At 72.5% G+C, this 14,626-nt stretch carries 11 protein-coding genes; 6 read left to right on the top strand and 5 right to left on the bottom strand.

Annotated features, from left to right (window positions below):
- The first annotated feature begins 14 nt into the window (after positions 1-14).
- Genes ACH4S7_RS23590 through ACH4S7_RS23580 form a run of 3 tightly spaced genes read left to right on the top strand, consistent with a single transcriptional unit; the run spans position 15 to position 4,089 of the window.
- On the top strand, positions 15-1,394 hold the full coding sequence (locus ACH4S7_RS23590) for a hypothetical protein (protein ID WP_398523230.1): 1,380 nt from the start codon (positions 15-17) through the stop codon (positions 1,392-1,394).
- Positions 1,391-2,800, top strand: a complete 1,410-nt coding sequence (locus ACH4S7_RS23585; protein WP_398523229.1) for an ATP-grasp domain-containing protein — start codon at positions 1,391-1,393, stop codon at positions 2,798-2,800. The genes ACH4S7_RS23590 and ACH4S7_RS23585 overlap by 4 nt, the downstream gene beginning before the upstream one ends.
- Positions 2,797-4,089 carry an MFS transporter gene (locus ACH4S7_RS23580; protein ID WP_398523228.1) on the top strand — a complete coding sequence of 431 codons (1,293 nt, stop codon included), beginning with the start codon at positions 2,797-2,799 and terminating at the stop codon, positions 4,087-4,089. Before ACH4S7_RS23585 ends, ACH4S7_RS23580 begins: the two co-directional genes overlap by 4 nt.
- 433 nt (positions 4,090-4,522) lie before the next feature.
- Here ACH4S7_RS23580 and ACH4S7_RS23575 read toward each other — a convergent pair whose 3' ends face one another.
- Entirely contained in the window at positions 4,523-4,714 is a 192-nt protein-coding gene (locus ACH4S7_RS23575) for a hypothetical protein (protein ID WP_398523227.1), read from the bottom strand.
- Here ACH4S7_RS23575 and ACH4S7_RS23570 point away from each other — a divergent pair.
- Together ACH4S7_RS23570 and ACH4S7_RS23565 are read left to right on the top strand one after the other, a co-directional pair.
- Positions 4,695-6,683: a tachylectin-related carbohydrate-binding protein gene (locus ACH4S7_RS23570; RefSeq protein WP_398523226.1), complete on the top strand. Its 1,989-nt coding sequence runs from the start codon at positions 4,695-4,697 to the stop codon at positions 6,681-6,683. The two genes, ACH4S7_RS23575 and ACH4S7_RS23570, sit on opposite strands and share 20 nt — an antisense overlap.
- Positions 6,684-7,055: 372 nt before the next feature.
- Positions 7,056-9,830 carry a LuxR C-terminal-related transcriptional regulator gene (locus ACH4S7_RS23565; RefSeq protein ID WP_398523225.1) on the top strand — a complete coding sequence of 925 codons (2,775 nt, stop codon included), beginning with the start codon at positions 7,056-7,058 and terminating at the stop codon, positions 9,828-9,830.
- Between the two features lie 248 nt (positions 9,831-10,078).
- On the opposite strand, the gene ACH4S7_RS23560 is transcribed toward ACH4S7_RS23565, so the two are convergent.
- Together ACH4S7_RS23560 and tsaD are read right to left on the bottom strand one after the other, a co-directional pair.
- On the bottom strand, positions 10,079-10,642 hold the full coding sequence (locus ACH4S7_RS23560; protein ID WP_398523224.1) for a GNAT family N-acetyltransferase: 564 nt from the start codon (positions 10,640-10,642) through the stop codon (positions 10,079-10,081).
- Positions 10,639-11,712 carry a tRNA (adenosine(37)-N6)-threonylcarbamoyltransferase complex transferase subunit TsaD gene (gene tsaD / locus ACH4S7_RS23555; protein ID WP_398523223.1) on the bottom strand — a complete coding sequence of 358 codons (1,074 nt, stop codon included), beginning with the start codon at positions 11,710-11,712 and terminating at the stop codon, positions 10,639-10,641. The genes ACH4S7_RS23560 and tsaD overlap by 4 nt, the downstream gene beginning before the upstream one ends.
- Positions 11,713-12,016: 304 nt before the next feature.
- Between tsaD and ACH4S7_RS23550 the strand changes: the two genes are divergently transcribed.
- Positions 12,017-12,271 (top strand): hypothetical protein, encoded by a 255-nt coding sequence (locus tag ACH4S7_RS23550; protein WP_398523222.1) that lies wholly within the window; start codon positions 12,017-12,019, stop codon positions 12,269-12,271.
- A gap of 90 nt (positions 12,272-12,361) precedes the next feature.
- On the opposite strand, the gene ACH4S7_RS23545 is transcribed toward ACH4S7_RS23550, so the two are convergent.
- Together ACH4S7_RS23545 and ACH4S7_RS23540 are read right to left on the bottom strand one after the other, a co-directional pair.
- The gene (locus ACH4S7_RS23545; RefSeq protein ID WP_398523221.1) at positions 12,362-13,012 is read right to left on the bottom strand and encodes a CatB-related O-acetyltransferase; all 651 of its coding nucleotides are present in this window, start codon (positions 13,010-13,012) and stop codon (positions 12,362-12,364) included.
- Between the two features lie 286 nt (positions 13,013-13,298).
- Entirely contained in the window at positions 13,299-14,582 is a 1,284-nt protein-coding gene (locus tag ACH4S7_RS23540) for a DUF418 domain-containing protein (protein ID WP_398523220.1), read from the bottom strand.
- Positions 14,583-14,626: the final 44 nt, after the last annotated feature.

The following is a 14,626-nucleotide window of genomic DNA, read 5'->3' as shown; positions in this document are numbered from 1 at the left end:
GAGGGGACGGCGCCATGGAGCGCGGCACGCCGGTCGAGAACCGGATCACCAGGGAGTTCCTCGACGACCCACGCGGCAAGGCCCGCGCGGTCGACACCGGGGACCCCGCCTTCGACCGTACGCACGCCTGGCTCGGCCGGCCCGTCTTCAACCGCCCCGCCTTCCTCGACGCCGACGACGTCCGCGCCCTCGACCATGACCTCGGCGTCCTGCTGCGGGTGCTGTCCTCGCTGCCCGAACGGCTCTACGGCGGCGACCCGGGGCGGATGGCCCGTGCGCTGGGCCTGCCACCGGACCAGGCCGACGCGGTCGCGCGCTGCGCGGTCCCCGGCCCGCCGGTACCACTGGGCCGGGCGGATCTGCTGCGCGAGGGGGGCCGCTTCCGGCTGGTGGAGTTCAACACCACCAGCTCGCTCGGCGGCTGCGAGATCGCGGAGATGAGCCGGGGCATGTTCTCCGACGCCCATCTCACCGACTTCGCCGAGCGGCACGGACTCGGCTTCGGGGACCCGGTCGCGGGCATCATGGCCTCCATGGAGGCCGTCTGCCCCACCCGGTCCCGGCTGCCCATCGCCGTGGTCAAATGGCCCAACAGCCCGGAAACCGCGCTGGAGTTCGGCCATATGCGGCTGTTCCTCCAACAGCTCGCCGAACTCGGCCACGACGCGTTCCCCTGCCACATCGGACAGCTCGACCACCGCAACGGCGTCCTCACCGCGGCGGGCCGGCCCGTCGACCGGGTCTTCCGCACCTTCCAGCTCAGCCGCCTCACCGGCAGCCCCGAGACACGGGAACTCGCGGCACCGCTGCTCGACGCCGTCGTCGCCGGCTCCGCGACCCTCTTCGCACCGCTGCCCGCCGATCTCTACGGGATCAAGGACTGCCTCGGACTCCTCAGCGCGGAGGAGCACCGGGACTCCTTCGACAGCGTCGAACAGGACGTCATCGACCGCCTGCTGCCCTGGACCCGCCCGCTGCGCGTCGGACGGGTCTCCCGCGCCGGAACCCGGGTCGACCTGCTGACCCATGTGCTCGCCGAACAGGAGAACCTGGTCCTCAAGCCCAGCGCCGGCTTCGCCGGGCAGGGCATCACGGCCGGTTGGATGGTCGACGCGGGGGAATGGGAGCGGCGGGTGGCAGCGGCCCTGCGCACCCCGCACATCGTCCAGGAGCGGGTGATCGCCGACGTCGAGCGGTTCGTGGCCGACGACGACCCCGACACCCTCGTCCCCTGCCTGCTGAGCTGGGGCGTCTTCCACACCGCGCACGGCTACAGCGGCGCCTTCGTCAAGGGCATCCCACGCGGTGAGCAGGACATCCGCTTCCTCGGCGACGGCTCCCACGTCGGCTGCGTCCTGCACCAGCTCCCGCGGACGCCCCGGGAGTCGTCATGACGGACATCACCGGGGACGCACGCGGCGGGACGGTCGGGGTCGTGGTCGACGCCTACACCACGGGCAATCTGCTGCCCGCCGCGTTCGCGGCGCACGGGGTGCGCCTCGTGCACGTCCAGGCCCGGGAGAAGGTGTCCACCGCCCTGCCCCGGCCCGATCTCGCCCGGTTCGCCGAGAACATCGTCTACGACGGACAGGCGGCACTGGCCCGGATACGGTCCCATGCGCCCGGCTTCGTCATCGCGGGCCAGGACTCCGGAGTGGCCCTGGCCGACCTGCTGAGCGAACGCCTGGGCCTGCCGACCAACGGCACCGCCCGCTCCGCCGCCCGCTGGGACAAGTACGCGACCGGGGAGCGGCTCCGCGAACGCGGTCTGCACCGGGCCGCGCAGTTCAAGGCGGCCGACCCCGCGGACCTGGTCCGCTGGCGCAAGGAGGCCGGTCCCGACGCCGAGACGGTGGTGGTCAAACCGGTCAGCTCGGCCGGTACCGACCGGGTGTACGTCTGCCGGACCGACGCCGAGATCGAGTCGGCGGCCAGGGCCGTGCTCTCCGGGCCCGACGTCTACGGCAAACCCAACCCCGAAGTCCTCGTCCAGACCTTCCTGGAGGGCACCGAGTACATCGTGGACACCGTCAGCCGCGACGGCGCCCACTTCGTCTGCGGAGTCTGGCGCTATCACAAACGCCTCGTCGCGGGCCGTCCCGTCTACGACCGTGACGCACTACTCGCCCCCGACGAGGAGCCGGTGCCCGCACTCCTCGCCTACATCGACACGGTCCTGGACGCGGTCGGCGTCCGCCATGGCTCGGCACACGCCGAGGTCATCGTCACTCCCCGGGGGCCGGCGCTGGTCGAGATCGGCGCCCGGATGAACGGGAACATGAACCCGGGGCTGCACCGGCTCTGCCTGGGCCACGACCAGGCGGCGCTGACCGCCCTCGCCTACGTCCGGCCCGAGGAGTTCCGGGCCGGTTACGCGGGACGGGTCTACAGCCGGCGCCGCCACGCCTTGGTGTGCAACACCGCCACCGCGCGGGAAGGCGTGGTGACCGGCGTCGACGCCACGGCGGTGCGCCGGATCGAGGCCCTGCCCTCCGTCCACGCCGTCGCGGTGAAACTGGCGGTCGGCGACCGGATCCGGCCCACCACCGATCTGCTCTCCAGCCCGCTGCGGGTGTTCATGACGCACGAGGACCGGGCCGTGCTGGACGCCGACGTGCTCGCGGTGCGGGAGCTGGCGGAGACGGTGTACGCGACGGGGCCCGCGCCGGTGGCGGCACCGGCGGCGCCGATAGCGCGGTCGGTCGCCCCGGTGACCGCCGATCCGGAGGCCGTTGCCCCGGAAGCAGCCGGTTCGGAAGCCGCCGGCTCCGGGGCCTCCGCTCCGGAGACCGTGCGATGAGCCGGCCCGAGGTGACCGAACAGGGCGCCGACGGCGCCGCGCCGCCGTCGAGCCTGTGGCGCCACCGCGACTTCACCACCTACTGGATCGGCGAGAGCGCGGCCCGGTTCGGCGTCCAGGTCACCGCGCTGGCGCTGCCCCTCCTCGCCGTCGTCGAACTCGACGCATCCGCGGGCCAGGCGGGGCTGCTGAACGCCGCCCAGTTCGTGCCGTACCTCCTGCTCACGCTCTTCGCGGGCGTCTGGGTGGACCGGATGCGGCCACGCCCCTTCCTGATCCTCACCAACGCCGCCCGTGCGGTCCTCCTCGCCCTGGTCCCGGTCCTGTTCTGGCTCGACGCGCTGACCGTGCCGGGCCTGTACGTCACCGGGTTCGTGATCGGTTCGCTCGCGGTCCTCTACGACCTGTCCTCCTCGACCTACCTCCCCACCCTGATCGGCAAGGACCGGTTGGCCGAGGGGAACAGCCGTATCCAGGGCAGCGGTTCGGTCGCCCGGATCGCCGGCCCCGGCCTGGGCGGACTGCTGGTCCAGGTGGTGTCCGTACCGGCCACGATGATCGTGAGCGCGGGCATCCACCTGTTCTCCGCCCTCACCCTCCTGGCGGTGCGCACCCGTGATGAAGACCGTCCGGCGGCGGCGCCGAAGCCCATGCTCAGCGAGATCGCGGCGTCCCTGCGCTTCGTCGCGGGCAACCCCTATCTGCGGGTCTCCGCCTTCCGCGCCGGCTTCAACAACCTCTTCTTCATGGCCATGCAGACGGCGCTGCCGCTCTTCGTGCTCCGCGAACTGGGTGAGTCCAGCAGCACGCTGGGCCTGGTACTGGCCACGGGCGCGGTCGGTTCGCTGATCGGCGCGGTCCTGGCCGTGGGGGTCGCCAAGCGGTACGGGCCGGGGCGTGCGATCGTGATCGGTTTCGGCGCGGGCTCCTTCGCGCAGGCCCTCACCCCGCTGGCGGGCGGGCCCACGGCGCTGGTCCTGGCCGTACTGCTGGGGTCGTTCCTCCTGGGTGGCATCGGCACCACCATCGGCAACATCCATCTCTCCACCCTCACCCAGACCGTCACCCCGACGCGGATGCTGGGCCGTACGAACGCCGCCCTCCGCTTCCTGACCTGGGGCACCATGCCCATCGGAGCCCTGCTGGGCGGCTGGCTGGGCGAATTGATCGGTCTGCGCGCCACGCTGATCGTCACGGCGGTGGGCTTCACCGTCTCGCTGCTCCTGGTGGCCTTCTCCCCGGTGGGCAGATTGACGGCGCTGCCGGAGGAGGCGAAGTGGGAGGACTGACCACCGAAGCCATACGGGTGCCACGACCCCGCCGCCCCTGACCCGCCTCGCGTATCGCGCCCGTTCCTCACTCCGGTGAGGGGCGGGCGCTCTGCTCTCCCGTCCCCCCTGGCGGGTAGACCGCGGTGATGAGATGCGGTGACCATGGCGTGATTTCCACCATCGAAGCCTGGGATATGGGCCGTTGACCAGCCAGCTTGCGCAGTGAGGTGAGGGTTCTGTGGAGTTTGTGTTGCGCAAGTGGCTAGTCAGTCGAACTCCAGTTCATATACTCTCTCGCTGAGTGATCAAGTGAATGCGGTAGGTAATGGCTGTGTGAGTTCGCAGGGCCATCCAACCCGACGGGGCGGGAGCGGGGACAGACGAAATGCCAGCCATAACATGTCGGGAATTCACCCTCGGGTGGCGGCCGTCGCCGACTGAACGCCCCTGCTCACAGCCGCGTATGACCGGCCGCGCCCACCCCGGCGCGCTCCAGCGCCCGGCGCCTGTCCGGCCGCTCTCCACCTCGCCCTGAGCGACGGCCCTCCGGCCGGACCGGTCGGGCGGTCTCATCCAGCAGAGCCTCGTACACCTCGTACGCCTCGTACAGAGAAGGGTTCCAGGTGATCAAGACCTCGCGCACCACCACCCGTCGTCTCCTGTCCACGATCGCGGCGGCGGCCACCGCCGTTCCGCTGCTCATAGCCGTGCCGGGCACGGCCCGGGCCGCCGGTCCCGGGGCCGCACAGGCGCTCCCGCTTCCGACCATCTGCTCCACGGGGGTGACATACGGGGTGAACGCCTCGGGTGCCGCGATCCGCTACCGGATGATCACGCCGATGGACGGCGGGCAACTGGAGAACCTGGGCCAGATCAGTACGGGCTGGCAGAACTACGCCCGGGTCTTCGCGGGTTCGCAGTACGACTTCTACGCGGTCAAGGCCGACGGTCTGTACTACGCCAGGTCGAACGACGCCGGTGTCTGGCCCACCCCCACCAAGATCAGTAGCAGTTTCGGCTTCCTGGCGAACGCCGCCGACCGGAACCAGGCGAGCATCGACACGCAGGGCTGGTTCTGGGTGGTGGACAACGCCGGTCTGCTCAAGTCGTACAAATATGACCACGAGACCAACACCTGGGCGAACGGCGGAATCAGCAAGGCCCATGACACCGGCTGGAACCGGTACAACCTGATCGTCGCGACCGCCGGCGGTGTGCTCTACGGCCGGGACGCCACGGACGGCACACTCCACCGCTCCCAGTACGACCGGAACAGCGGGCGCTGGCTCGAACGGCATGTCCAGGTGAGCGGCAGCGACTGGCGCCCCTACAAGAGCCTGTCGTCCTACGGTGCCGACACCCTCATCGTTACCCACGGGACCACCGGTGAGGCGCGCTACTACCGGTTCGACCCCGACACCCGCACCTGGCCGGTCAACCGCTTCCTGGCGGGCACCGGCGGCTGGCAGAACATGCGGGACGTGGTCTCGGAGCCCGACCGGTGCAGACCCAGTTGGTACCCCATCATGATCCCCCGCCCCGCGCTGACACAGAGCACGTTCACCCCGTCGGCGGTGACGCAGTTGTCGAACGGCGCCCTGGAGCTGGCGCACATCGACAACATCGGGCGGCTGGTGCACGGCCGGATGCCCGATCCGTCCGATGTGAACACGGTGCAGTGGACCACCATCTCGGGCAATGAGGCGTTCACCGGCAAGCCCGCGCTCGGGGAGCACGCCAACGGCCGGGTCTCCATCAGCGCGCTGAACCTGTCCAGTGACATGTGGCAGCGCAACCAACTGGCCGCGAGCGGCGCGGACTGGGGTCCCTGGGACAATCAGAGCGGCCGGGTGAAGGAGAGCCCGGTCAAGGCCAAGACCCCGGCCGGCCTGCTGACGCAGTTCTCCCTGGACGCGGACGGCGCCCCCTGGTACCGCTCCCAGGGCGTGGCCAACGGTGACTTCAACGGCTGGAACAAACTGGACGGCACCGGCCTCACGGGTCCGCTGACCGCCGTCACCGTGCGCAACGGCATTCAGCTCTTCGCCAAGAACGCCTCCGGTGTCCTCAGCACCGCGCGCTACTCCGAGGACGGATCGGTGACCGCCTGGACCCCGCTGGGCGCTCAGGCGATCAACGGTTCGGCGGCGGCCGTGGTCTATCCCGGGTACCGGCTGCGGGTCTTCGCCACGGACGGCAACGGCAAGGTCGTCACCGCCGCCCAGGCCACCGAGAACGGCGCCTACGGCGCGTGGAGCCAGGTCGGTGACCTCACCGTGGACGGCTCGCCGTCCGCACTGATCTCCCCGCAGAGCGGTCTGACCGAGGTCGTCGCCAAGGGCGCGGACGGCACCATCCACAGCACCGGCGAGACCATCCAGGGTTCCGGCACCTGGCGGAACTGGCAGCAGGTCAGCGCCGAGACGTCGGGCACCGCCCCGACCACCTTCAACTGGACCACCTCGACCGGTCCCAGCTGGGCCTTCGTCTACCGGACCGTCAACCACGAGACCCGGCTCTCCACGGTGAACCCCTTCCTGGCCCGCGGTGCCGGCAAGGCCGTCACGAAGGCCCCGTCCTTCACCACCCGCACCCTGCCCGCCCCCAAGTAACGCGGCCCCGGAGACACAGGTGACCCATGGGGGGGCGGTCCGACCGGGCCGCCCCCCTCGCCCGTACGCCCCAGGGCGGCGGACCCTCGTACCCCACGGGGATGCGGTACGGGGAACCACCCCACAGGAAGGCGGTACGGGGACCCCGCCCGGCCGCCCTTCAGGCCCGTCCACCCGCCTCGCCCATGGGCGTGGACGACCACCGCCACACGGGCCCGCGATCGCCGTGATTCCGCCTCCCGCACCCCGGTGACCTGGCCAGAAGTCGATCCATGATCGGCTAGAGAGCCCCTCACCGACCATGGAACCATCACGGAAACTGGATCTCTGCCGCCAAGCGGAGGCATTCGCGCCGAATCGGGTGGAGGCCCCATGCGGGAGACACTGCTGGAACGGGACGACGTACTCGCGGCAGCGGCCGACGGGATGGCCTCGGCCCGATCCGGGTCCGGCCGCTGGCTACTGCTCCGGGGCGAGGCCGGCTCCGGGCGCACCGCACTGCTGACGGAGATCACACACCGCGCCGCTGCCGCCGGCCCCCTGCGGATCCTGCGGGCCCACGCCTTTCCCGAGGAGCGGCACTTCGCGTTCTCGCTCGTGCGACAACTCTTCCCCGAGGCCGGGCCCTTCCCGTTCGACGACCCGTCGACCGCCGAGGAACAGCGGATCCTCCACCGGCTCACCAACGATCTGGCCGCCGACGCGGCGAAGCAGCCCGTACTGCTGGCGGTGGAGGATCTGCGGTTCGCCGACGAACCCTCGCGCCGCTGGCTCGGCTACCTCACCCGCCGTCTCTCCGGTATCCCCGCCCTGCTGGTACTGACCTGTCGACCCGACGACCCCGTCCGCGACGGGCCGGAGAGACCCGACGGCCTGGAAGCTCCGGGCACCGCGCCCGGCGAGGAGGCCGTGCTCTGTCCGGCGACCGGCACCGAGTCGCCCGTCCGACTCCTCGGGCCCGACTCGATCGACCGCCTGCTGGCCGCGCACGGCATCACGGGCGAGACGGCCCGGCTCTGCGCCACGGCGAGCGCGGGCAACCCGATGCTGCTGCGCGCACTGGTCGCCGATCTCCCCGAAGGCCCCACCCCGCGCGGGCTCGCCGACCTGTCCGGCACCCGCTACCGCACGGCCGTCGCCCGCTGGCTCGACGCCGGCTCCGGGCAGGCCCCGCGCCCGCTGACCCTCGCCACGGCCCTCGTGCTCGACACCTCCGCGCCCCCCGAACCGGAGCTGGTGGGCGCGGTGGCCGGGCTGCCGGCACACCGGCCGGGGCAGGAGCTCCGGGTGGCGCCCCTGGTGCGGATGCTCGCCCATCCCGTACCCCGGGAAACCGTCCTCGCCGTGGCGGACCCGACCGAACTCGACACACTCCGACGCCGACTGGCGCATCTGCTCTACGAGAGCGGCACACCCGCACCGGACATCGCGGACCAACTGCTGCGCGTCCGGCTGACCGACGAGGAGTGGATGGCCCACACCCTGGAGGAGGCCGCCGAGACCGCCCTGCGCGACGGCAGCCTCGAACGGGCGACGAGCCTGCTGCGCCGCGCCGTGACCGCGCCCCTGCCCCCCGACCGGCACGGCGCCCTGACCCTGCGGCTCAGCGCGCTGGAGATGCTCCAGTCCGCCGCGGCCGGCACCCGTCGGCTGCGCGACAGCCTGCGCCGCGCCGACTGCCACGACGTGTACGGGACGGCCGCCGCCCTGAGCGGGGCGCTCGCCGCGCAGGGACACGTCCGCATGGCGATGCGGGTGATGGAGGAGGCCGGCAGCGCGCTCGACGACGAACAACTGGTCAGCGCCTTCCGGATCGCGGTCGCGGGCACCGCCACCTACGACGGTCAGGAGTGGAGCCGTGCGGCGGCCGAGATGCGCGCGCTGATGGACACCGCCCCCGTGTCCGTGGAGCCGCTGGCCTGCGCCATGGTCACCTTCCATGACATCGGGACCGGACGGCTCGACGTCACCGCGGCGACGGCCCGCTTCGCCGCGCGTGAGACCGCCCGGGTGAACCACCGACTGCGCGGCGGCTGGCTCTGTGCGAGGTCCTCGCTGCTGGAGTGGGCGGACCGGCTGGACGAGTCCCGGGCCCTGACCGAACGGGGCCTGCCCACCCACCCCGAGCCCCCGGACCTCACCGATATCAGCCAGCAGTACCTGATCACCACACGCGCCACGGTCGATCTGCGAGCCGGCCGCTTCCAACGGCTCATCGAGGAGAACACCCCCCTGCTGGAGGCCGCCCACGGCGGTGGCTCGCGGCTGCCCTATCTGCACGCCCTGGTCGCCCTCGCCTGGCACGAACTCGGCTACGGCGAGCTGGCAGGACACCATCTGGCCGCGCTCGGACCAGAACCCGAGACCAGCGCCTTCGGCTGGGACGAGGTCCGGTGTGCCCGCGCCCGGATCCACGCCGACGAGGGGCGCTGGGAGGAGGCGCTGGGCGACTACCTGGACTGTGGCGACCGGATGATCGCACGCGGTTTCGTCAGCCCCGTCGCGCAGGCGTGGCGCCCCGGTGCCGCCCTCGCCCTCGCCCGACTCGGCCGCCACGCCGAGGCGGTGGAGCTGGCCGAGGAGAATCTCCGCCACGCCCGGGCCTGGGGCACACCGCGGGTCGTCGGGGTCGCGCTCCGGGCCCAGGCCATGGCCGCCGGGGGGCGTCGTGGCCGGGAGATCCTCGCGGAGGCGGTGGAGGTGCTGCGGACCTCGCCGTGTGCCATCGGGGTGATCGAGGCCCTGATCGACCTCGGTGAGGAACAGTGCGCGGCCGGTCAGCCGCGCAAGGGTCGCGCGGCGCTGGACGAGGCGGTCCTGCGGGCCCGGGCGCTGGCACCGGCCACGGCACCGCTCGTACCCCTGGCCCTCCGGGCGCCGCGCGTGCTCGACCGCGCCACCCGGGCCCTCCGAGCCGCCCGCCCCCGCAGGGATCCCGCCACCGGGGGGCACCACAACCGGCTCACCGAGGCCGAGCAGCGCATCGTGGAGCTGGCCGTCCAAGGGCTCACCAATGCCCAGATCTGCGCCACCCTCCATGTCGCCCGGCGGACCGTCGAGACCCATCTGACCAACGCCTACCAGAAGCTGGGCGTGGCGCGCCGTACCCAGCTCGCCGCCCGGCTGGCCGACACCGCCGGGGAGTGACCCGAGGGGGCGCCGGGGCGGGGCCGCCGCCGCCGGCCGCGCGGAGCGGCGAACCGTCCGCGACCACCCGGCCGGCCCGGACCGCCGGGTGCCACCCGCTCGTCCGCTCATCGGCCTCACCGCCCTCGCTCCGGACCCGGGCGGCGGCGCATGGCGTGGCCGGGGGGTTCGTCAGACCATGCCGGAGTCCACGGGCGCCCGGCATCGTGGAAAACCACGATCTTCCGAGCCGGCGGCGGGACGGGAGGTCAGTGGGGCGGAGCGGCGGGGTGGCCGGGGCCGAGGAAGACGACCGGGCCGTTCCCGCCCGGCGCCGGGTGGGTGACCTGGTGCCAGCCCAGCCGGCGGTAGAAGGACAGGGCCGCATCGGCGTGCGCGGAGGTGAGCAGCCACGACCGGGCGGCCGGGGCGTCGGCGGTGAGCGCCGCCAGGAGGGCCGCGCCCACGCCGAGCCCGCGCGCCCCGGTGTGGACGGCGAGTTCGTCGATCTCCCGGCCGCCGCAGAGCCAGCTCCGAGTCCGGTCGGGGCCGAGGGCGGCGGCGACCCGGGGATAGCAGCGGTCGGCGGGCAGCCGGTCGGGGGTCGTCCAGCCGACGGCGAAACCCAGCACGGTGGTTCCTTCGACGGTGAGCGCGGCGGTGAACCCGGGCCGGGTGGCGTCCTCACTCAGCCGCGCCGGGTAGGTGTCCGCCGTCGCGGGGTCCTCGTGCCACGGCGGGCCGGTGAAGGCATCCGCGTACACCGCGCGTATGCCCTCGGCGTAGCGGAGCAGCCCGCTGCCGGAGTCGATCCGCACCGTCGCCGCGGTCATGCGGCGACCGGCCTCGCGGACGGGCGGGGCGCCGGATGCAGGGCGGCCCGTTCCAGTGGCGCCGACGGGTCGATCGACACATCGAGCGGGGCGGGCTCGGCACCCGCCCGTACGAGCAGATCGCCCACCGCGGCGATCATCGCGCCGTTGTCGGTGCACAGCCCCATGGGCGGAACGCGCAGGGTGATCCCGGCCGCCGCGCAGCGCTCGTCGGCGAGCGAGCGCACCCGGGAGTTCGCGGCCACCCCGCCGACCACGACCAGGGTGGTGACGCCGTACTCCCGGCAGGCGGCGACCGCCTTGCGGGTCAGCACGTCGGCCACCGCCTCCTGGAGCGCGGCCGCCCCGTCCGCCACGGCGAGCCCGGTGCCGCGGCGCTGCTCGGCCCAGCGCGCCGCCGCCGTCTTCAGACCGGAGAAGGAGAAGGCGTACGGATCGTCACGCGCGCCGGTGAGCGGCCGGGGGAACGCCACCGCGGACGGATCACCGTCGCGGGCGGCCCGGTCGATGGCGGGCCCGCCCGGGTAGGGGAGTCCAAAGACGCGGGCCACCTTGTCGAAGCACTCTCCCGCCGCGTCGTCCAGGGTGTCGCCGAGGTGTGTGATCGGGTCCCGGGCCAGATCCCGTACGAGCAACAGCGAGGTGTGGCCGCCGGAGACGATCAGCACCACGCACGGGTCGGGCAGCGGGCCGTGCGCCAGGGCGTCGGCGGCCACATGACCGGCGAGGTGGTGCACCCCGTACAGCGGCACGTCCAGGGCGTACGCGAGCCCCTTCGCGCCGGCGACGCCGACCTGGAGCGCGCCGGCGAGGCCGGGGCCGGTCGTGACGGCGACCGCCCCGATGTCGGACATCCGCAGTCCGGCCTCCTCCAGCGCGCGGTGGACCACGGGGTTGAAGGAGTGGACATGGGCACGGGCGGCGATCTCCGGGACGACGCCGCCGAAGCGCGCGTGCTCGTCCATGCTCGACGCGACGGCGTGGCCGAGCAGCCGGCCGTTCCGCACGAGCCCGGCGCCCGTCTCGTCGCAGGACGACTCGATTCCGAGCACGACCGGGGAATCCGTCACGCGTACCACCACTCCTCGCCACCGTGATCCTTACTGCCACTGCATTGTAATTGCGAAGCATGTGCAATAAGGCCGGGCGTCGTGCGCGTCGCCCGGTGTCGACGTGTTGTCACGGGCGCCCGTTCGGGCGGCACGGCAGGTCGATGTTCCCCGGCCCGCGGGCCGCGGGCCGCGGGCTGCGGGAGGGGGAAATTAACGGGAATGCGCGCTTCCCGTTGTCCTGGGGGATGTGCGAAGGGAAGCTTCAGGCCAGTCACCGGGGTGACGGCTCCGGTGTTCCTGGTGAAGAAGGAGTGGGCCCCGCATGTCCCTGCGCAGAATGCTCTCCACCGCGAGCCTGGCCGTGTCCCTGGCCGGCGCCGGATTATTACTGACCGCGCCGGCCGCACAGGCCGCACCGCCGCCGTCCGTGGCGGGGCCCGCCCACTGGGTCTCCTTCGGTCCGCACCAGTCGTACGAAAGGTGCATGGCCACGGGTACCCATCTGGTCGACATCCAGCTCATCACCGAATTCAGATGCGACCCCTACCCGCCCTACGCGTTGTACGTCTGGAAGTAGCGGCCCCGATCCGGAGGCCGGTCCCCGACCGCGCGACGCGCTGAGCGCCGGTGCCGGGCCGCTGCGAGGCACGGGAGCCCACCGCGCCCATCACCCGCGACGGATCTCCGGGGCGGCGGCTTCGAGGTCGGCGATGCTGCCCGACATGATCGTCCGCACCTGCTCGGTGATGTGCTCCACGGGCCAGTCCCACCAGGCCACGGCCAGCAGTCTGGCGATGTCCGCTTCGCTGTAGCGGGTGCGGATGAGCCGGGCCGGGTTGCCGCCGACGATGCCGTAATCGGGCACGTCGGCGGTGACCACGGCGCCGGAGCTGATGATCGCCCCGTGCCCGATCCGTACGCCGGGCATCACCAGCGCACCGTGACCGAACCAGACATCGTGGCCGACGACGGTGTCACCGCGCTGCGGCAGTCCGGTCAGCAGGTCGAAATGGTCGGCCCACGAGCCGCCCATGGTGGGGAAGGGGAAGGTCGACGGACCGTCCATGCGGTGGTTGGCGCCGTTCATGATGAACCGCACGCCCGTGCCCAGTGCGCAGAACCGGCCGATGACGAGCTTCTCCGGCCCGTAGTGGTAGAGCACGTTGCGTGTCTCGAATGCGGTCGGATCGTCCGGGTCGTCGTAGTAGGAGTACTCCCCGACCTCGATCAACGGGGACTTCACCAGCGGTCTGAGCAGCACCACCCGCGGCTGCTCGGGCATCGGATGGAGCACCGTCGGGTCGGCGGGCAGTGGCATGGCGGGCGATTCCTCAGGGTCGCGGGGCGGTTCCGCTCCCATGATCGCGGAACCGCCCCCGGCTGGAACACCGAATTACCCACCGTCGCCCCCGCCGCGGGGGCTGCGGGGTTGCGCGCCCGGCCGTGGTGCGCCGCGGGATGCCACCCCGGTCCGGGACCCGGGCGGCTCCGGGGCGCCCTTCCGACGGGACGAGCCCCCCGCGTGCGACCCGGGACGTTCGCCCCGCACTCCGCCGCCTGGACCGTGCCGTGCCACCGCCCCGCCGCCGTTCCGCCGCCATGGGTCAGACGTCGCCGGGCGCCCGGCGCCACCGGGGCCGGGAGGCGTTGGTCACCGCGCGCAGCAGCCACTCCAGCGGCCCGTAGGGGTGTCGGACCAGCCACCACCGGCACACCACCAACTGGCAGGCGAAGAGCAGCAGCGCGACCCCCGCGACGGACAGCGGGGAGAGGCGGCCGACCAGCCCCGCCCCGAATCCGGTGAAGATCAGGACGCAGACGGCGGACTGGGTGAGGTAGTTGGTCAGCGTCATCCGGCCGACCGGTACCAGGGCGGCGGCCAGGCGCCGGCAGCGGCCCGCGAGCAGCAGCCGCAGCAGGGTGGCCGCGTAGGCGGCGGCCAGCAGGGGAGCGGTCACCACGTCGATGCCCAGGGCGAGCAATTGGTAGTCGGTGCCGGGGTGCGCCAGATTCGCGTGCGCATGGATCACGCCACCGGCGATTCCGACCGGGAAGCCGGCCCACTGGAACCGGCGCAGTGTCCGGCTGTGGCGGGCGAGATCGGTGAACACCTCACGCCGCCCCGCGGCGAGCCCCAGGAGGAAGGCGGCGAACGCGGCGGGCGCCTGGAAGAAGATGAGCAGGAAGGCCACGTCGGGGAGTTGTTCGAGATGGGCCCCGAGCACCGATCCGGGGCCGCCGCGCAACTCCTCCGTCGCCTGCTGGGCCTGGGCGGCGACGGCGGTCGCGTCGATGCCGCCGCCCGCGCCGTACTGGACGAGGGCGAGCAGCAGATAGCCGGCCCCGGTGACGGCGAAGAGGGCCACGGCGATGCGGACGGCCCGGCGGGGGGCCGTGCGGCGGGCCGCGAAGAGGATCAGGCCCAGGACGGCGTAGGTGGTCAGGATGTCCCCGGGGAAGAGGACCACCGCGTGTACGGCGCCGATCGCGAACAGCGCCGCGAGGCGGCGCAGGAACCGGGGGCCGAAGCGCGCAGCGGCGCGCTCCGCCGAGTTCAGTTGCAGGGTGAAGCTGTAGCCGAAGAGGAAGGAGAACAGCAGGTAGAACTTGGCCTCGAAGAAGATCGCGACCAGGTACCGCACCGCCTGGTCGACGGGCGAGTCGAAGCCGGGATCCACCACGCCGGTGCCGTGATAGGCGGAGGCGAGGTAGGTGATGTTGACCATCAGGATGCCGAAGAGCGCGAAACCTCGCAGCGCGTCGACATGAGTGAGCCGGGCCGACGTGGCGCCCGTGCCTGCGCCTGCACCCGTGCCCGTGCCTCCCGTCCGTATGTCCGGGTCGTCCGGTCCGCGGCGAGCCGTACCCGCATGTCGTCCTGTCCGCATATCTCCACCCGTATCTATCGTAAGTCAAACGATCGTGGCGAGAA

The sequence above is a fragment of the Streptomyces sp. NPDC020965 genome (genome assembly GCF_044333555.1).
Taxonomy (GTDB): domain Bacteria; phylum Actinomycetota; class Actinomycetes; order Streptomycetales; family Streptomycetaceae; genus Streptomyces.
The sequence above is the reverse complement of the archived record's forward strand: the minus strand, read 5'-3'. Positions and strand labels throughout refer to the sequence as shown.